Annotated in this window: 11 protein-coding genes and 1 tRNA gene; 6 read left to right on the top strand and 6 right to left on the bottom strand. The window is 40.5% G+C overall.

Annotated features, from left to right (window positions below):
* Nucleotides 1-892 precede the first annotated feature (892 nt).
* From IQ259_RS14360 to infC, 5 genes are all read right to left on the bottom strand, one after another.
* The gene (locus IQ259_RS14360) at nt 893-1,360 is read right to left on the bottom strand and encodes a HetP family heterocyst commitment protein (RefSeq protein ID WP_193885822.1); all 468 of its coding nucleotides are present in this window, start codon (nt 1,358-1,360) and stop codon (nt 893-895) included.
* A 1,570-nt stretch (nt 1,361-2,930) separates the two neighbouring features.
* The gene (locus IQ259_RS14355) at nt 2,931-6,029 is read right to left on the bottom strand and encodes an ABC transporter transmembrane domain-containing protein (RefSeq protein WP_193885820.1); all 3,099 of its coding nucleotides are present in this window, start codon (nt 6,027-6,029) and stop codon (nt 2,931-2,933) included.
* A gap of 747 nt (nt 6,030-6,776) precedes the next feature.
* Complete coding sequence (locus IQ259_RS14350; protein ID WP_193885812.1) at nt 6,777-8,006, bottom strand: DUF4336 domain-containing protein; 1,230 nt, start codon at nt 8,004-8,006, stop codon at nt 6,777-6,779.
* A gap of 81 nt (nt 8,007-8,087) precedes the next feature.
* Entirely contained in the window at nt 8,088-11,111 is a 3,024-nt protein-coding gene (locus IQ259_RS14345; RefSeq protein ID WP_193885810.1) for an MFS transporter, read from the bottom strand.
* Nucleotides 11,112-11,407: 296 nt separating this feature from the next.
* A complete protein-coding gene (gene infC, locus IQ259_RS14340) occupies nt 11,408-11,941 on the bottom strand; it encodes a translation initiation factor IF-3 (protein ID WP_193885808.1) in 534 nt (177 codons plus the stop codon).
* Between the two features lie 460 nt (nt 11,942-12,401).
* Here infC and IQ259_RS14335 point away from each other — a divergent pair, with 460 nt between their 5' ends.
* Nucleotides 12,402-13,322 (top strand): alpha/beta fold hydrolase, encoded by a 921-nt coding sequence (locus IQ259_RS14335; protein ID WP_193885806.1) that lies wholly within the window; start codon nt 12,402-12,404, stop codon nt 13,320-13,322.
* Nucleotides 13,323-13,338: 16 nt separating this feature from the next.
* On the opposite strand, the gene IQ259_RS14330 is transcribed toward IQ259_RS14335, so the two are convergent.
* Complete coding sequence (locus IQ259_RS14330; protein WP_193885804.1) at nt 13,339-13,701, bottom strand: BON domain-containing protein; 363 nt, start codon at nt 13,699-13,701, stop codon at nt 13,339-13,341.
* A gap of 272 nt (nt 13,702-13,973) precedes the next feature.
* On the opposite strand from IQ259_RS14330, the gene ilvN reads away from it, so the two are divergent.
* The 5 genes from ilvN (at nt 13,974) to IQ259_RS14305 (ending at nt 19,972) form a co-directional block, all read left to right on the top strand.
* A complete protein-coding gene (gene ilvN / locus IQ259_RS14325) occupies nt 13,974-14,492 on the top strand; it encodes an acetolactate synthase small subunit (protein WP_193885868.1) in 519 nt (172 codons plus the stop codon).
* A 661-nt stretch (nt 14,493-15,153) separates the two neighbouring features.
* Nucleotides 15,154-15,546, top strand: a complete 393-nt coding sequence (locus tag IQ259_RS14320) for a hypothetical protein (RefSeq protein WP_193885802.1) — start codon at nt 15,154-15,156, stop codon at nt 15,544-15,546.
* 133 nt (nt 15,547-15,679) lie between these two features.
* Nucleotides 15,680-17,083, top strand: a complete 1,404-nt coding sequence (locus tag IQ259_RS14315) for a hypothetical protein (protein WP_193885800.1) — start codon at nt 15,680-15,682, stop codon at nt 17,081-17,083.
* A gap of 100 nt (nt 17,084-17,183) precedes the next feature.
* Nucleotides 17,184-17,255: transfer RNA gene (locus IQ259_RS14310), tRNA-Gln, on the top strand.
* Nucleotides 17,256-17,755: 500 nt separating this feature from the next.
* Entirely contained in the window at nt 17,756-19,972 is a 2,217-nt protein-coding gene (locus tag IQ259_RS14305; protein ID WP_193885798.1) for a tyrosine-protein kinase domain-containing protein, read from the top strand.
* Nucleotides 19,973-19,983 lie beyond the last annotated feature (11 nt).

The raw sequence follows: 19,983 nt of genomic DNA, 5'->3' as shown, positions 1-19,983 counted from the left end.
AATTTACTGTAGCTTTAATTGATACATAAAAAACTGGAAGCTATTTGAGTTTTTAGCTTCCAGTGGTTGGTGTATCCATTGCATGTACAGCAGCGATAATCCTGATTATCCGAACTAGGATTACGATCATCAAAACAAAAGTGTAGTAGCTATATACTTTATCAGCCACAACAACTCTAAGCTGTTACCTTTTCTATTTCCCTTACTACAAAAGTATGGAAGACTCTATCAACTTTCTCCGACCATTGAGAAACTGAATAGAGGGCATTTAAAATTAGTATTGGGGGAATCCACCTCTCTAACTTTTCTTTGCTCAGGCTTCCTCAGAAACAGAACCACCAATAGTAACAATTTAGATCATCTGTCTTGGTTTAGGAGTTATGTACTCTTTGGTATACTGATTGCTTCAGCAAAAACAATCAGTTAAATGTATTTCATAGTCAGATATTCAATGATTTTATCTTGTTAATGATTGTGCTAGTACATTTCCTCTATGTATAATTTAAAAGATTTTATTGGTTAATAATTGCCATTTTGGCACATTTTGAAATTATTTTTTTTATATCGTGACTCTTTATACCAAATCTAAATTTTAGGTTTTTCACTTTTACTTACGCACTGAAAATATAGGGATACAGTAACAAAACCCACCTTGAGAGATTTAGTAAAAGGCGGGTAAGTTAATTGTATTGAGTATGATTAATGAGGTGATTTTACATAATTGTAATAAAAATTAACATCAAGTTACCTAAAGTAAGTAAAACCTATATTTTTTACCCGTCAAGTGTAACTAGTGACAGATAACCTATCATGCCGTAGATTTGCGATCGCATGACAGGCTATCAGACACTCAGTCAGTTGTAGAGAAGTATCTATTAATTCAATAGACGATTTAATTAGCTTCACAAAGGTTTAAGGCAAAATCTTGAGTTTTATCGGTATTTGATTCAGATTTCAGGGGTTGATATTCTGGAATTTCTTGTGCTAACCACTGCTCCATATTACCGCCACGAATTTCTGTTTTTTGCTTACCTACTACCTCAAGATAAGTTAAGTCTTTAATCTTACCTAAGCAGTTAGTTGTTACAGAAGTTTCTGCTCTTTTATCAGCAGATGATTGACTAATTGTGATAGTTTCACGCCCTTGTTGCTGCGCTCTACTTGTGGAAGTATTTTCTTTGAGCAATCTGTTATAAGTACGATAGGGAATGTAATGTAATGGATTATAGCCAGCTACACGTAGCATTAACACACATGCCCAAGAATATTTCCCGGCAAGAATCGCTTCAACTATTTGGTCAAATTGTTGAGGATTGATACCTTTATTAAAGTTACTGATACTAGTCATGTTGTGATTCATCGTATTTATTGTTGTAGAAAAGTAGGTGTTACAGGTAGCCAATGTTTTATCAATAGCTATCACAGTTGTAGACTGCAAAAACTACACTCTAAATTTCCTGATATTTTTAGTTTTGTCTATAAACCTATCGGGAAGAACAAAACATTGCTGTAAAAGCCAGAATATTCCTTGTTTTGAAGTTAGAACTGCATTGTTCTTGATGATTATTTCCATGAGCTTGACCTTTGAGAAGAAAGTTGAATGTGTTGAATCTAGGTTGCTACTTTGCCGTAGTTCAGTAAATTTACTTTTACTTTTCAACCTCTGATAATGTCATTTAACTAACTGGAAAAAGTCTAGATTTTGCTCGTGGTAGATGCAGTTTTATCTTCTTTTAGTCTTCTCCAAGTTTGGCTTAATCTCTTTCCCTGATAAATTTATTGTATAATATTTTGCTGGTGTTCCTAAAGTGAAAATTAGTAAAAATATCGAGTGTTGGCAACGAGGAAATAAAGGTTACGCACCAGAAAAATTTAATAGCTACCTTTAGTATTTATACTACATTTTTTTGTAAATGTCATCTTATAAGTAAACCACTTTTCAGTTAAATTTACTGAGATTTATTTAATAGCTAAATGTGTATTGTGTAACTTTTAGTATTCTTACGGATTCGTTGATCAATAGGGGGTTTGACCCCTCACCGACTGTTCATTTGAGACCATTATTTTTCTCGAATTTATCTAAAAATTTACCATTAACTCGTTTAATAAACAATCACTAAATATAGTAATTTCAGTAACATAAAAACCAAAGTATTTTTATCTAGTTTGCATTGTGTAAAATATTTTTTACACAATATAAAATCTATCCGGAAAGCTAAAATATAGCAGTCTTAAATGATTTGTGAACAAAAATATTTCGGACTTTTCTAAGAGATAGTTTTAAAAGCTTTAAAGAAACGTGAGTTCGACGGAGATCAAAAACCCCTTTCCAAACCTCTCCCCTGCAAGGAGGAGCAACTGCGTTGCGCGGGTTTCCCGCGTTGTAGCAAGTGGCGTTAGAGGCTTTAAAACTCAGAGTTTTCCGTTGAAAACTAGTAATATTTCAGCGCCTCTCCGACGCGGAGAGGGGTTGAGGAGAGGTTCATCGAATTCACGTTAAAGAAACACCAGGCGATTGAAAATCGCTGCTACACAAACAAAGTCTGCCTATCGCGCTTGCGCTACGCGTGGCGCAAGCGCGATAGGCAGACTATCTCAAAACCCGCCTGCGCGGGTTTTGTTTTCATAGCCTCAGACTTCAATCTGTTCATGCAGGGCTATTTGCTTATAGCAATAGCCAAGGTAGTCATACCATTTCACGAAAATTCTGATATAAATTCTTTCCTCCTGTCCCCTGCTTGCCTAAATGTATAAACCTTAAAGTGAAACGGTATCACCTGTCCCCTGCTAAGTAGGTCGGTGTTAAAAATTGTCGTTATGACAAGGCAGGAGGCAGAAGGCAGAAGGGAAGAGGTTTTCAAGCTACTTTACTTTCCGTTACATTGTTCGGTTTATTTGCACCTTTCTACTTATATATACTCTGAGCAAAATTACAGTTGTAATTGCAGTTTAGCTAGGCGAGAGTAAAGACCAGTTGTTTCCATAAGTCTTTGATGAGTGCCTTGTTCAACCAACATACCTTGGTCGAGAACGAGGATGTGGTCAGCATGACGCACACTAGAGAGACGATGGGAGATGATAAAAGTGATACGATACTGACTCAAACGAATTAACTTTTGGTACAAACAACGCTCAGATTCAGGGTCTAGACCGCTAGTAGCTTCATCCAAAATTAAAATTCTTGGGTTGGTGAGCAAGGCGCGAGCGATCGCAATTTTTTGTCTTTGACCGCCAGAAAGTCGCAAACCCCTCTCCCCGACATGGGTATTGTATCCTAAAGGCAGTTCACGAATGAAACCGTGGGCTTCGGCTAACTTGGCAGCGGCGATCGCTTGCTCATGGTTAAAATCTGCATAAAGGGTGATATTTTCTAAAATCGTTCCCGAAAACAAAAAACAATCCTGCGGTACAAAACCTATTTGACTACGCAACGACGATGGGGACACCGCAGCAATATCTAGCCCATCAATTAAAATCCGCCCACTGCTGGGACGATATAAACCAGCCAGCAAATTTACTAAAGTGCTTTTACCAGAACCACTCTGACCAATAATCCCGATAGTCTGTCGCGGTTTTACTCGAAAAGAGACATTTTGCAAAGTGTGGCGCTGGTCATCAGGATGATAACGGAAAAAGACATTCTCAAACCACACTTCACCGCGAATTTCCGGCATTACCTGTAACGGTTTTTGAGAATTTTCTTCTGGCTGAGAGTCCAAAACATCGTTAACTCGCTCCGCCGCTGTCAATACTGCTTGCAACTCATCCCATAAACCCACCAACGCCAACACAGGATTTGTCACATTACTAATTAGCATATTGAAAGCCACAAATTTACCTAGTGACATCTCTCCACTAATCACCAGTTGCAGTCCACACCACAAAACAACCGTAGTCGCAACGTGACTAATTAAATTTCTCAGCATTTGCAAGACATTGGCTAACTTCTGTCCCCGTAAGCGTGTCTTGAGCATTTTCATCAAACGCTCTTCCCAATATGTCTGCACTGGAATTTCAGCTGCGGCAGTTTTGACTGTGACAATCCCAGTCATCATTTCCACGATGGTAGAATTTTGTCTTGCTGATGTTTGCAACACTTCCCGCGATACTTGCTTGAGGAAAGAACTTGCTCCCAGAGTCAAAATCACAACGGGGACAATTCCACTCAGCACCAACAGAGTGAGTTTCAGGTTGAAATAAACCATAACCCCTAGATAGACAACTATCATGAAAGCATCTATGACACTGCTGATAGCTCGACGGGTCAGGAATTCTTGGATTTTGCGGTTTTCTTGAACACGGCTGAGAATGTCTTCGACTCGGCGGGAGGTAAAAAACTGCAATGGTAGCTGCAAAGTATGTTTGATGAAACCACCAATCAAACTAGTATCGATGCGGTTAGCAAAATAATCGAGCAGATATTGTCGCTGTGCTGTTAAGACGATGCGCCACACACCCAAACACAAAAAGCCGAGTGCAAAAGCATTTAAGGTAGCAAAGTTTTTCAGAGGTACTACTTGGTCGATGACAGCTTGGGTAAGTAGAGGAATCGCCAACCCAAATACTTGTACGACTAACGAAACCAAAATAATCTGCTGAATTAGTTGGCGGTAAGGCTGTAATGTCTGCCAATAACGACTTAAAGAAATATTTTCGCTTGCGAGGGCGTGAAAATGCTCTGTTGGGTTTAGTAAAAGAGCGTATCCTGTCCAACTAGCTTCAAACTCTGGACGGGACAGCCATTTTTGTCCCATCGCCGGGTCAGCAATTAAAATGCGATCGCCTTTGACTCGCCAAACAACAATATAATGAGTTCCTTGCCAATGAGCAATCCAAGGATGATCTTGCAATTCCAACTTAGTTAAACTTGCCCGCACCTGCAACACATCGTACCCTAAAGCTTGGGCTGCGGCGGCTAAACCTGCCAAAGATGCACCTGTACGGTCTACATCTGCTAAGTTGCGTAAAGTATTGAGGCTGAAGCGTTTACCCCAAAACTGGCTAATCATCGCCAAACAAGCCGCACCACAATCGGATGAACTTTGTTGAGGAATGAAGTGATATTTCCGCCATGACTTAGCTTTTGGGTGAGGCTGGTTGATGGTTTGTAGAAAATCAATCTCTGATACTGCGGAAATCTCCGGTTGGGAGTAGTCCGGTTTAGGAAGGGGGATTTGGGTGATGGGACTCGACAGGATTGTTTCAGAACTACTAACTACTTCCTGTTGTTCATCCTGGCTGACGAGTATTTGCGGTGCAAGTGCTTTGGCAGATTCCCATTCTTCCCTGGGTAGATGGTAGATTAACAAATCTGTTTCAGCGATCGCATCTGGAGATGTCACATCAGGATATCCCCAACTATCTCCTAGCAACAGTGAAGTTGTTGTCCCACCCGCCAGCCAAAAACGCCCTTGTGTTGCGGGTGTGGCTGTAATTAAAGATGAACCAGCAGGGATTTTTTTAGTAACTATATAAGGTAAAAGTTGCCGCACAGTAGCACTGTTGAGCGATCGCAATTCGGTATAACTTCTCAAGAAAATTAGTGCTTGGCGCTCAAGTGCTGATTTTTGCAAATGATTTTCCAGATTAGGTAGGCGTTGCAACCATACTTGTAAATCAGCAATAGTAATTTGCGCTACAAATCCCTGACTAGCTGCGATCGCGCGATATGCTAAAGGGCAATCGTAAAATAAATCATCCCCACCAAATGTTTGCTCTGTTAATAACAACTGAGTAGAAACTTCCCGTCCCAGAGTTGCATCAAAACTTAGCAAACGCACTCGTCCTCGACAAACTAAGTAAAAAATATTACTAACGTTTTCAATAATAATATTGTTAGTGTAGCTAGTTAAATCATCGCCTAGTTGAAACTCACGAATTGTCCACAATTGACTAAAATCTGATGCTATATTTGTATCCCCTGCAATTATTTTTAATAGTTTAATAATAGTTGCTTCTGGAGTGAGAGATTGCTGTTGGCTGCCATATTTCAGTTCTCCCTGAACTCTGAACGAAGAAGAGGGGTTCATGTTTTAATTTCTGTTCTCAGTGTAAGTTTTTTGGTTTTACTGAACGCAATTAGTTATAGCAAAACAATGCTGGATATACTTGTAAGTAGGTCAATGTTAAAAATTGTCGTTATGACAAGGCAGGAGGCAGAGGGCAGAAGGGAAGAGGTTTTCAAGCTACTTTACTTTCCGTTACATAGTCCGGTCTATTTGCACCTTTCTACTTAATAATTAGATTTTGCATCATTGCAATAGCCTCCAGAAAACGCAATTATTTTTATTTTTAATCAACAATTGCTTGACGATCATTCTTCAGTGGCTTTTCCTAAACTAAACTTTGGCAACCAATCATTTAACAACACTGTTTTTGTTATTAAAGATAATTGAAGTTAAAACGTTAGTTTATATTTTACATAAGCTAATTGATGTGAGTAATTTGGATAACACAAGTCAGTAATATTTTGATTTTTTTGAGCAACATGTAAGTCAGTAGTTAATTTTTCTTTTACTTTACTTACTTACATTTTCTGTTAATTTACGCAACACCCGGAAAATAAAACCACATCTCGAAAAGGTCTGGTTTGTGCTTGAGATACAGTGTTTTCCAAGATATGGACATTAAGACGCATACTCGCCTTTATTATGTAGCTTTAGTTACATTTTTTTGGCGATCGCTTGACTATCAATGACATCGGCTGTAACTTAAAAACTACGTATTTAGAAAGATATGCGTTATCTTTAGTCTAACAGCACAGACTTAAAGCGCTCTTAGATTTTCTCCTTTGCAGGTGGCACAATTCTAGTCTTATTTAAACCTGCGTCAATTTCCTGCAAAATCTTAAAATCTTCTTCTGGTAAAGGATAACTACTACTATTAAACAAACCTGCACTGGTAGCAGGCTGCTTTTCTAAAAAAGAAAATGCTTGACGAAATTGCTGTGGTTCGGCCTGAATCGGTGCGTCAAAATGGCAGGGAATAATCCATTGAAAGTCCCAACTAGCAACTTTATCAGCCCAATCGAGAGTTTCTTTTGGTGCGCGATTGAGAATTAAGGTTTGTAAAACTGGTGCGACAAACAAACGCCCATCTCCGCGCAAAGCATAAAATGATCTCTGCCAATTGTCTTGCCATTTGAAGGGGAATAAGCCGAAATATGCTTTTTTAGAACGTTCTGGTGCTTGCCAAGCATCACGGAATACCTCGCTCCATGCAGGTACTTCTAGCACACTTGGTTGGAAGTATAAAGCAAATAGTGTGATACGTTGCCAGCCTTTACAGCGGTTTGCCTGAGTATCAGCAACCACATCAGAACCTTTATCCTTAGCATGGAACAATAATGGGTAAGAATCGAGTTGCACGATCGCCGGTGGATTTTCTGGCACAGAAACCACCGCATCTGTTACTAGTAATGTATGCGATCGCTTGTGGAAAAATGCCACTTCTGTAAACTTACCCAAACCTAAATTAATGGTCTTCAAGATTGCGTAGTCAAACTCGTCGCCAAAAGGTAATTGGCTGCTGTCTTCTGGTAGTATCTGAGTGCGTTTTGCAGGTAAACCCAACCAACTTAATGGCAGATTCAGCGGGAAACTCCACTGATTCGGAGCCACAAATACTTTGGAGTTGGGAAAACATCTGGCGAAGGGGCCGACGAAAACCTTGTGTTCAATACCAGAGATAGTTGGCAAGATAATATATTTGACATCACCGTGTTCTGCTACCAACTCCTGCACAAGTCGAAGACATTCTTTTGTCGGTGCAACAGGCGCGTAGACAAGTAAACCACCTTCATCAAGTTTGACAACAGTCATGCGAATCGGCACTACAACGTAGAAGATGCCTTGCAATTGGTCAAAAGTCCAGATGGTATTTTTAATTACTTCTTTACGAATTGTCCGTCGTTTGCCATAAGGATAGAGTGGCACAATCGGCCAGAACGGCCATGAAACATCTTTGGAATGAATTTGTTCTGTTATTACACTTTCATCGTCAGCCACCCTGCGACCTCTTTGAATTCCCAATACTTAATTTTCTATACCTTAAATATAGTCATGGCGATCGCTTATGTTTCGCCCTGATTATTTCACATCGTAACCTTTATTGAGAATGCTGCAAAACTTGTCTATTAACTCTTTCACCTGTGTTGCTACTAATGGGTGTGTATCTTTTTGCAATTTCGGTAGTATTTCTAAAAGAACGCGATGAGAAACCGCATTTAAATATGCGATCGCCGCTTCTCGCACAAAGCCAGTAGGATGATGTAAAGCTAGTAAAACCTCGTGACTAGTTAGACGGATGCGACTAACTTGAGCAAGATGAAAACAGCAAGCTAAACACCAATCAGACAAAAAATTATCCAAACTCAGCATTTTCCGTAGTCGCTCACTGACCGACATTGGTTCATATTCTACTAATTCCGCTTCTATTAGATAATGCAGTTTTTCTTGGTGCGATCGCTTGTCTAAAATATTCAACAACAGAGATTTGATCGGCAGGGTGACTGTATGCTCTAAAATTTCTAAGCCTCGTGCGATGTTCGTTCCAGATGGCGATCGCAAGTTAAACGCAGCTGCTTGCATTTTTTCTGGCGAATACAGCAGTCTCAACAGCAGCAGCAACCGTTCTCGTCCATCTATTTCTAGTTCTAGCAGCGATCGTTGTAGTAATTCGCAGACAACTACTGCTCTGTGTGATGATGAAGGATTGTCTAGAGTTGGTGGTTTTTGCAGATCCAGGTAAGCCGCGTAAATCTCTCCTAAAAACCTTAACTCCTGCTCAATTAAACTTTCTACCCTAGTTTGATGGAAGCGGTCTACTCTATTGTCGGTTTCTGGTTGTTTTTGGACTTTCAGTAAACTACGCAGAATTTGATATCTGGTAGCACCCCAAGATTTTTCTAAGTGTAGCCAGAGAGCTTCAATTGCTTCTAGGGTGGGAATTTGGGCGATCGTCCGCCACCCATACATGCGTACTATTTCTGGCTTATAAGTATTGGTAGCTAGTTGCAATAGCATTTCTAGCCCTTCATTCTCCAATTTAATTAAGCCACGCATGGCTGTGCTGCGGGTTGATTTATAGTAAAGTGCGGCGATTAATGCTGAATAATAATCTTCCAAATGCGTCACTGCAATCATTTCTAAAACAGCACAGCGCACTCGCAAAGATTCATCCTGTAACAAATTTGGGATGTGAATCCGCAGCGCTTGGAGATAGACAGTTTCTCTGAGGGCTTTAACTCCATTGATCCGTTCTCGTTCTTGTTTATGAGTCAACATCCTTTGCATTGTTTTGGTAGCAGCTACTTTTTGCATCGGCGTTCCCTGACGCAAAATCAAAGCAGCGGCGGTGGCGCGGATTAAGGAATGGTGTCGCGCTTGCAGATACTCTTCTAATTGACGCAAATTAGGATTTTCCTCAGCCAGCCAAACGTAACGCAACGCCAGAGCCAAAACTTCGGGATCAATTTTTTCTGGAGGCTGTTCTATTAACAGGCGCACTTCTGGGATATAAGCAGGATTTGCTCCTCCCATAAACATGACCTCCAAACTTTGGCGCTGCAACTCTGGCGGTAACTTAAATAGTAGTGGTGCTAAAACTTGCGCTGCTCCTTGGGGATCAATTTGAGCTAAAAGTTCAATGCAAGAGTGTTTATCAGCGCTACTGCCTTTTTCCCCTAAAGCTTTGACTACACCTTGCTTAAAGACGCGTAAGCCTACCGTAGATGCACTCAATTCACCACGTTCTGCGCTTAACACTAACAAGTCAACATAACGTGATCGCAGTACCCAAACTACTCTTAAACAGATGGCGGCTGCTAATACAGTTTCGCCAACAAATACCCACTCTTGTAATGCTGTGGGAACAACTCGTTGACAAAAAAACAAAGTCACCAAAATTAGTAATCCAGTCCCACCTGTAGCGATCGCTTCGGCTGTTCCGCCAGATAATGCTTGCATGTGGCTACGCAGCCGTTCGGGGATGGGTTGATATAGCACCGGCCCGCTACTGACGACGAAGGTGTAGCGCAGCAGTTCATCGCAAAATTTCAGACTTACCAATCCCCAAAAAATGCCATAGGAGTGCAATGCGGGAAATAAATTTAGTAAAGCGATCGCAGCTGGTACGACAAAGCCCACACTAATAGGTAAAAGAGCGGCAGTGAAAAACACACCAATCCGTTCGATGAGTCGGCTGGAAACAAACCACTGAGTTGCCAACTCACAAAGTCCCACAATACCGCCAAATATACCCAAGAAACTAGCGAGGTCGCGATCGCCTAAATTAGATTTCAGTTCTCTCAGATATTGAAAATCTACTAATAATCCAATTACTTGTAAAAGACCAACAAAAGCAAATAATTGCCATGTATAGCGGCGCAGTGGCGCTTGAATCCGTCGATATCGGGAAGCCTGTTCATGAGGAATTTGTCGTTGTGGTGCATCAGGAAAAGCGGCTCGATATTGATTGCTCAAATAGGCTAGAATTGCCGACCCTAAAACAATCAACCCACAAGCGATGAGGATGACTTTATCGAGTTTGATAAATTGCAGCAACCACGGCAAACTAAAGCCACTCACTACATCCGCCACCAATAAACCACTACTAACTAGTGGGTATGTGCGTTTAATTTCCCGGATGTTGAATATTTGGTTAGCAACAATTGAGGTGTTGAGATCGTTAACTACATAAAGTCCATCTACCCATAACCGCAACACGAACACCAAAATCACCGTCAGATAGGAAATGTGTAATCCCTCACGCAGTAACACCAAGAAGATTAAGGGTACAACCATACAAGGTGCGATCGCTACTACTACCCAGCGCAAGGGAAAAATCTTTTGTAGCCAAGAGTAGACAAAAACCAACCCTGCACCCATCACTGCACTAGCAATGTACATCCAAGGTAACGGACCAGCACCATATTCATCCAAAAATAGTGCTACCGTACTATCTTCTGCCCATCGCAACCCAACTGATACAGTTGTGTAAAAGGCAAACATAATCCAAGTCCGTTCGCCTTCCTCTGGTCGCAGATTTACCCACTGTAGCAGTCGTGAGAGAACACCTTTATTGACAACCAACGAGTAATTTTTCAGTTCCATGCAGTTTAACTTTCTGATATCACCCTGCAACAGTCAGATCAAAGATGAAGGAACTTTCTAGCAAAAAGACAAAGGAAGAGGACTCGCAGGAAGTTTTCTCCCCTGATCCCCGGTCACTGAGTGTAGCCGAAGTACCTCTTCTCCTTGTCTCTAAAAAAGCAAGAGTCCTGAGCAACTGAGTATTATGTTTCCCACTCAGTCCTCAGGACTATCAGTTTTTGATAAACTTCTGCGACTTTAGGTCGCTATGCTATTTTTAGCAGTGAATTATGGTTTGTGTATAAGAAAGTTAAAGCTTACTTTTTGGGCGAAATCAGCATCATCATATTTCTGCCCTCTTTTTTCGGTGCTTGTTGCACTTCTCCAAAAGGCTCTAGATCCGTCGCCATGCGCTTGAGTAAATGTTCTGCTAAGTCACTGTGTTGAATTTCCCGACCCCGAAACATTACAGTAGCCTTGACTTTATCACCATCTTTCAAGAAGCGCTCTGCTTGTTTAACACGCACGTTATAGTCGTGTTCTTCTATTTTGTAGCGCATCTTGACTTCCTTGACATCAGCCGTATGCTGCTTTTTCCGGGCTTCCCGCGCCTTCTTCTCCTGTTCAAATTTGTATTTCCCATAATCCATAATTCGGCAAACTGGCGGGTCAGCCTTATCACTCAGCAGCACCAAATCTAGCTCTTTTTCTTCTGCTAGTTGCAGTGCTTCCTGAGGAGTGATAATTCCTAGTTGGGAGCCATCAGTATCAATGACTCGAATTTTCGGGAAGCGGATTCGTTCGTTAATTTGGGGCAGATCGCGAGTTCTTTTTTTCTCAATCACAGACATTATGATTTGTGGCAGCTCTCTTTTTAAAATATAGTTTGATTTTGATTGGTATGCCTCAGAAGCACAATACTTAAATAACTGAGGACTTAAAAATGAGTCTCTGATTCTAGAGTAACTAATCTTTAGACTAGTCACTAATGGCTGTATTTGTCATTCTACTCATAACGAAGAGAATTTCTCTGCAATAATTAATTTAAATTACACAACCAAAGGAAGCGTTATCTATCGTAACAATTCTTTTGTATGTTCTTGACAAATGGTTGGGGATGTATGTTCCCAGAATAGCAAAAAAATGAACTGTTTTGAAAATAGGGGCTAGAGAAGAGAGATTTTCATGTTTGGTTGTGGGTTTTTACTATGATTAGCTGTTTTGAAAAGTACAGATTTCATCCTTCAGTTGCCAGCTTCTATATTAGATGTAGATGTCATGCTACGCAAATGCTGATAATTGGAGGCAAGTTTGACTACTGCGATACACTGGCAGCAACGAGTTGGTAATCAAAGGGATTGGGTGTGGCGGGGTTGGCAGACTCGTTATACCTACATCAGACCTAGCCAAAATTACCGTAAGAAAACGCCCTTGATTTTGCTACATGGTTTTGGTGCTTCTATTGGCCACTGGCGGCATAATTTAGAGGTTTTGGGTGAATATCATACAGTTTACGCCTTAGATATGCTGGGTTTTGGAGCTTCCGAAAAAGCCCCGGCAAATTACAGCATAGAACTATGGGTGGAGCAGGTATACGAATTTTGGCAAGCATTTATCCGACAACCTGCTGTCTTGATAGGAAATTCTAACGGTTCCTTGATTTCCTTGGCGGCGGCGGCGGCTCATCCTGATATGGTGCAAGGGATTGTGATGATGAGTTTGCCCGATCCATCATTAGAGCAAGAAGCTATACCTCCTATCTTGCGACCAATTGTAAAAACCATCAAAAATATTGTTGCTTCCCCATTAGTATTGAAACCCGTATTTAATTTTGTGCGTCAACCCAGCGTCTTACGGCGCTGGGCAAGTTTGGCTTATGCAAATCCCGCAGCTATTACTGATGAACTGATAGACATCTTGGCCAGTCCTCCCCAAGACAGAGGTTCAGCCCGTGCTTTTAGTGCCTTATTTAAAGCAGCGATCGGTGTTAATTTTAGTCCTAGTGTGAAAGCAGTATTGCCAAAATTAACAATTCCTATGCTGTTAATTTGGGGGCAGAAAGACCGATTTGTTCCCCCGGTATTGGCTAATCGATTTGCTCAATACAACGAAAAATTAGAAATACTCAACTTAGAAAATGTTGGGCATTGTCCCCATGATGAGTGTCCAGACCAAGTTAACCAAGCCATTTTAGATTGGATTCCTCGATGTCTTAGCGATCGCCAGCTATAAAATCAGGACAGAATATCTAGCTAACCTGGACTTGAGTAGAATCAACTGCTGTAGCACCATTAACAGAGCGTGCTACAGAAACCATCTTGTTGAGGATTTCTTGGCTAGGAACTTTACCTTTGAGAATTACAGTACCACCTGTCTGAGCCACCCAGAGAGTATCTACATCATCAAGCTGCTGATCTTGATCAAAGGCTAATGCTACCCGCTTGGCTAAACCACTTTGGTCATATTCGCCGTTCAATCCTAACCGTTCTGGTGGAATGGATTGAGTCGCTGTAGGGGTGGAAGTGGCAGCTTGGGGGACTGGTTGGGGAGTCGGATTTATTTGTGCGTTTTGCGGTTTTTCTAAACCAAATAATCTCTTTAACCAACTCATAAATGCTGATCTCCTATAAAAATTCCATAACATCTTCAAGATAAGATTTTTTCCTCATCATCTTCATCTGCCTCGGAAAAGAGTTGCTCTCGTGATGGTTTCTGCTTTCGGTATGATTTGTCTAGAACTTCTGTGTAAAGAGTGTAGGTATGAGTTTAAAATAGGAAATCAGACTTATCCAAAAATTTAGTTTAACAGTACGTGTAAGGTAGCCGTTATCTAAATCTAATGTTTGCGTTATTAACATGCTACCTGAGCTTGTGTTGGCAATGATGAAACATACCCTTTCTGTTCTAGTAGAAGATGAAGCGGGTGTCCTGTCCCGTATTTCTAGTTTGTTTGCCCGCCGTGGCTATAACATCGAAAGCCTTGCTGTTGGCCATGCTGAACAGGGAGGAGTTTCCCGAATCACGATGATTGTCGCTGGTGACGATCGCATTATCGAGCAAATCACCAAGCAACTATACAAGTTGGTTAACGTTCTCAAAGTTCAGGATATTACCGAAACTCCCTGTGTGGAGCGAGAGTTAATGCTTTTGAAGGTGAATGCTACTAGCAGCAACCGCTCAGAAGTCATCGAACTAGCTCAGATTTTTCGGGCGCGAGTCGTAGATGTAGCAGAAGATTCCCTCACCTTGGAAGTGGTGGGAGACCCTGGAAAAATGGTGGCGATCGTACAGGTGCTACAAAAATTTGGACTGAGAGAAATAGCTCGGACTGGCAAAATTGCCCTGACTCGTGAATCTGGAGTGAATACCGAGTTGCTCAAGTCTTTGGAAGTAAAGGTCTAGTGAGTGCGATCGCATTGCTCTGCCCTGAGGATCTCGTACAGTGCAATTACTGCAAAATTGCCGCTGATATTACCCCGATGACTTTACGGGGTTTTTTCATGGTTACCTGATAGCATTTCACTGAATTTTAGCTCAAATAAATCAGTGCTTATTTGAACATTTGAAGTAATTCCCCAGTTAGTAAAGTATATTTAAATTGATTATTTTCAGTATTAATGCTTAAACTACTACCAATTTAGCGGCTTTAAATTCACACAATCAATATAAATTTACGGTGGGGATAGATAAATATTTCACCAAGCTAAGTCTGTGGAGTCTGTGATGACGAATAGATTTAAAGCAGTTAAACTGTATCCCAAAGAGATTAGGTAAAGGCTGAAATTGTAAAATACCAGCTTTTCACATAGAGTTAGAGTTCAGTCATCCACATAAAAAACCGTAGCAGTTCCTCTACGGTTTTTTTGTTATGACAAATATTGTGTAAAAAAACTTAATTTTGCATATTTTTAGATGTAACAAAAAACCATATTTAGTTGACAAAACTATCGAGGTTTTTTATGAAGCTAGATTTAGATTCTGAAATTTTCTAGTGATTGTACCGCACCAAAAATCAAGGAAATATGAATAAAAAAGAATATATAGTTCTGCAAATTTAAACCATATGTTTTTAAAGAGCTTTGGTAGCGTTGTGGTAGCAATTACATTTTTAGTAAGTAGTACAGCGATCGCTCAGACGAATAATAACCGTCTAGCATTCCATGTGCAAGTAGGATCTGATGATGATGGCAACCCCATTATTTTAGATGCGGGATCTGTACAAGGAAGTGAATATACTATCTTGCAAAAACAGGGTAATGGCATAGCAAAAACTACTTTTCGTGCTGCTTGCGGTGAAGGTCGGTTATTCTCGGAAACATCTTCTGTATATAACGCAGATGGTCAGTTAATGAGTGAGAAGCAAACCAAGCAAGAAATTACCCCTCAACCTGGAACCCCTGAAGCTAATTCGATGGAGATTGTTTGCCAAACAGCCAAGAATGACATTAGTCAGTAAGCATTAGTAAAGTATCGAAAAAATTCAGGCATAAGTCTAGTAAGTACGGTGGTGATAGCTGTACTTAATTGTTGAAGAAACTTTTGCGAGATTTCATCAGTCTGATTTCCCAAATTCTGTAAAAAAACTATCAATGTCTTCTTCTAATCAGGGTATTCCTGGATTACCCGATCTGACACATCCAACAGAACTGATCCAGTTTGGGAGCCAATTACTGCAAGCTTCACTGGTCTTAGTATTTTTGGTTCTAGCCTTGGGTATGGCGATCGCACTTGTGAGTTTTGCCTTGCGTCGCCATCAGCAGGAAAACGTAATTTTCATTGGTGAATGGGTTTTTCGTTACTCCCAAATTTTACGGGGATTACAGCATCTAACCCTGGTATTAGTTCTGTTGGTAGTTGGATTTTTTCTTTCTTCAACTTTAGGCAATCGTTATCATCACTGGGAACAGGCAAAGGTTGTACAAGTCGCGCAAACTGTTGCTGGTGACAAACTAGAGCAAATAGCGCCCCAAGTTCGCTACATAACTCAAGAGCCATTCACCTATAGTACTCAAGTAAACGGCAAAATAATCAAGGTAAATGATACACGCGAAGTTAACCGTTTCCTCTTACTAGCAGGGTCACAAATTCAAGTCAAGCTTGAGCAAAATACAGATATTCAAGGTCGTAGTGCTATTTATCGAATAGATTATGGTGCTGATTATAAAGTCATCAACCGACTCAAAGATATTAAAAATTTCTTCTTTGAAGCACCACCACCTGATGGCTACTCACTACTGGCTAACTACAAAGTAGAACGTTCTGGAACTCGACTAGAACCTGTGAATCCTGGAGACTATGGTTTTCCCTTCAGTTTACAACCAGGAGAAGAAGCCAACTTTCGCGTCACTTATCAAGCTCAAGGAGGGCCACGCTGGGTTTATAACGCTGCGGGACAAATGCTTTCTAATTTCCGCCTGACAACAACAGCTAACTTTGCTCCTGTTGATTTTGCCAGTGGTATTGTACCTAATGAAATTAAAATTGATCGCCGTAGTACTCAGTATACTTGGATATTTAATGACAATGTTTCTGTGAAAAATCCCTTTGGGGTTTTTACCAACACCGCACCTATTCGTAATACGGGCATTATGCCTAGATTGTTATTATTAGCACCAGCATTATTTCTATGGTGGTTATTGCTGCTGTATTTATCAGTGCCAATGAGTTTGAAAAATGTGGCGATCGCATCTGGTATTTTCTTTGCTTGTCTGTTGACTTTGACCTACCTGGCTCGTTTTATGAATGCTGAGTTAGCCTGGACAATGATTTCCCTGGTCTTTCTCAGTTTAAGTTGGGGGTTAGGATCAAACCGCAGTGCTTCTGTTGCTGTCATTATCTGCTCTATTGCTGGGGCAGTGCTACCTGTGTTTGGATTATTAGTCCCGTTTAGTGGTCTGACTTTGAGTGGAGCAAGTTTACTTTCAGCAGTTTGGCTCGCAGTGCGTCACTGGTATAGCTGGTACAGTTTTCCCTCAGAAGACCGCGCTAAGTAATTAACAACAGTTGTCAAAAGCATTTATCTTTCCTGAATTTACTATCAAAGTACTTGACATTCCCCCACCAAGGGCTGTTATATTAACAGAGGTGAATCGATGGGGCGTAGCCAAGTGGTAAGGCAGCGGGTTTTGGTCCCGCCATTCCTAGGTTCGAATCCTAGCGCCCCAGTATAAGGAAAGGCAGTAACGGTTGCCTTTCCTTTATTTTTTAGTACTATTTCTCTCCTCATATAGCCTACAGTGTACACACAAGTACTATGTGTAAGGTTTCGAGTCTTATAGAGCATTTAAATAAATTCACTTTTGTCAACCGGAAAGGTAACTTCTACAGAGTTGGAAGTTAAAATTTTCGTGATGTTTGAGTAAAAATTTCGTATAGCTAAAACTGAATATTGAGGGGAACTAACAAAATTATCCTACGCAATGTTACTGTATTTGTATTGCGTTACCCTTTACTAATCTGTATTTGTCAAACTGTAACCAAAATAATGAGTGTATAAGCTAAATTTTTAACAATACCTACTTAAAATTGTCTAGGTATTGGTTAATTAGCAAATTCTTAAATTTGCCAGGGCATAGCAACAGACAAGGTAACTTCTAAGCATCTCAGCCAAGATTCAGATAGCAGCTTTTTCTGCATCAACCCTAGTAATTTAATATACAAACACTATGCTGAAGTCAGACAAACACCCTTACCTGTCACAAGCTAAATCTGCTCAGTTCAACAATAATGATGATGATGAATTGCAGATAGGTCAGATTTTTACCATTCTGCGTCGTCGAATATTGTTAATTTCTGGGATCACTGCTTTAGTAGCTACAGTAGCGGTGTTAAAGGCAGAAACAGATCCTCCAGTATATCTAGGTTCGTTTGAAATTTTAACCAATCGGGTCACTGGTGAAACAAAAGTGATATCTAGTGTACCTCAGACAATTTCTGACGAAGATGCCATTTCTACGACGGGTTCATCTGGCAAGGGAGCAAGCCCTGTAGATACAACAATTCAAGTTTTACGCAGTCCCCGCGTTCTCGATCCGATTGTTGAGCAACTGAAAACAAAATACCCATACATTAGTTACCATGCGCTGGCTAATGGCTTAATTATCACATCGCAATTGCCAAATATTTTAACTGTTCAATACACTGACCCAGAGGAAAAAGTAGTTAGTGACGTTTCTAAGTTATTAGCTGATGCTTATTTAGCGTACAGTTTACAAGAACGTCAGTTAGATGTTGACCAAGCAATTGAGTTTGTTAATAAACAAACAAAACCAATAGAAGCACGGGTAAAATATTGGCAAAATCAACTCCGAAATTTACAAGTAGAAAATAACTTAATTGATCCAGCACAAAGAGCTCAAGAATTAGCCTCTCAATTGGCTGGATTGCGACAACAGCAGATAGAGAATCGGTTACAACTAGAACAATTGGTGTCGAGATATCAGGATTTGCAAAAAGAATTAGCCCAGAGTCTTGGCGAACGAGCAGGTAATTCTTTACTAAGTGAAAATGGGCGTTATCAAAGGATACTGGATCAAATCCAGGCAGTGGATATCGAAATTGCCCAAAGATCAGCAGTATATAACGAAGAAAATCCTGCAATGGTGACGCTGAAAGAAAGGAAAGCTTATTTGCTTCCTTTGCTAGCTGGAGAAGAAATGCGTTTGCAGAAAGAATTGCAAAGCCAGATTCGGACTGTTTCAGCGCGTGATCAGTTTTTATATGACAAAATCAAAAATCTCAATAATGATGTCAGATATATAGCAACGCTTAGTCGTGATTATGGTAACATCCAACAACAACTAGGAATTGCCAATAGTAGTCTGACTCAATTTACAGCTAAACAGCAAGCATTAGAAATAGAGAAAGCCCAAAAACAACAACCGTGGCGATTACTCGATCCAAAATTAACTACAGTCAATCAACCTAGTGCTGTTTCTAACAGTGCCAAACTGAATTTAGCAATTGGTGGTGTTTTAGGATTACTGTTGGGTATAGGTGCAGCTTTAATTGTAGATAAACTGAGCAACATTTTCTACACTGTTCAAGAATTGAAGAACAATACTAAGTTGCCATTACTGGGAATTGTTCCTTTAAGAAAAGAATTAGAAGCAGCACCCCAATCAAATTTATCCAGAGGCTTAGAACAAACTAATCGCGCTTCTTTCTTTGAAATATTCCGCTCTCTTTACACCAATATTATGCTGTTGGGTTCGGACGATCCAATTCGCTCTTTGGTAATTAGTTCCGCAGGTCAAGGAGACGGTAAGTCTACTGTAGCTGTACAGTTAGCACAGGCAGCTGCGGCAATGGGACAAAGAGTGTTGTTAGTAGATTCTAATCTACGCTGTCCTATTTTACACCAGCGTCTTGGCATCTTGAATGTTCAAGGCTTGACGGATGTGATTGCCCAAGATATGGATTGGGAAAATGTAATTGAGCGATCGCCCTTAGAAGAAAACCTGTTTGTGATGACTGCGGGGCCAACTCCTCCAGACGCTGTGAGGTTACTAGCTTCTAAGAAAATGCAGGATTTAATGAACGAACTCCAAAGCAGTTTCGATTTAGTTATTTATGACACCCCACCACTACTAGGATTTGCCGATGCTTATCTCTTGGCATCTAATACCAATGGTATTGTGTTGGTGGCTGGTTTGGGTCATTTAAAACGTACTGCCCTACAGCAAGTATTGGAAGAAATGCAGATATCCGGCACACCCCTGCTAGGTATGATTGCCAACAAATCCAAAGATGCGACACCTGTATCTCATAACTACTATCAGCAATACTACAAAAAGAGTATTAGTGCTGAAATTGTTGAAGTAGAAACAGAAAATAACGACGAGCAAGTTAGCTCTGTTTTCAGAGGAATCAGAAGGCGCTAGATGACATTTGC

The sequence above is a fragment of the Fortiea sp. LEGE XX443 genome (assembly GCF_015206815.1).
Lineage (GTDB): Bacteria > Cyanobacteriota > Cyanobacteriia > Cyanobacteriales > Nostocaceae > Nostoc_B.
Note: the sequence above shows the minus strand (reverse complement) of the source record. Positions and strands in the feature narration are given on the sequence as shown.

Bases quoted from the DNA above. Each gene is read 5' to 3' on its own strand.
- IQ259_RS14360 (WP_193885822.1), bottom strand. From the start codon at position 1,360: ATGAATCACAACATGACTAGTATCAGTAACTTTAATAAAGGTATCAAT.
- IQ259_RS14355 (WP_193885820.1), bottom strand. From the start codon at position 6,029: ATGAACCCCTCTTCTTCGTTCAGAGTTCAGGGAGAACTGAAATATGGC.
- IQ259_RS14345 (WP_193885810.1), bottom strand. From the start codon at position 11,111: ATGGAACTGAAAAATTACTCGTTGGTTGTCAATAAAGGTGTTCTCTCA.
- infC (WP_193885808.1), bottom strand. From the start codon at position 11,941: ATGTCTGTGATTGAGAAAAAAAGAACTCGCGATCTGCCCCAAATTAAC.
- IQ259_RS14330 (WP_193885804.1), bottom strand. From the start codon at position 13,701: ATGAGTTGGTTAAAGAGATTATTTGGTTTAGAAAAACCGCAAAACGCA.
- ilvN (WP_193885868.1), top strand. From the start codon at position 13,974: ATGAAACATACCCTTTCTGTTCTAGTAGAAGATGAAGCGGGTGTCCTG.
- IQ259_RS14320 (WP_193885802.1), top strand. From the start codon at position 15,154: ATGTTTTTAAAGAGCTTTGGTAGCGTTGTGGTAGCAATTACATTTTTA.
- IQ259_RS14315 (WP_193885800.1), top strand. From the start codon at position 15,680: ATGTCTTCTTCTAATCAGGGTATTCCTGGATTACCCGATCTGACACAT.
- IQ259_RS14305 (WP_193885798.1), top strand. From the start codon at position 17,756: ATGCTGAAGTCAGACAAACACCCTTACCTGTCACAAGCTAAATCTGCT.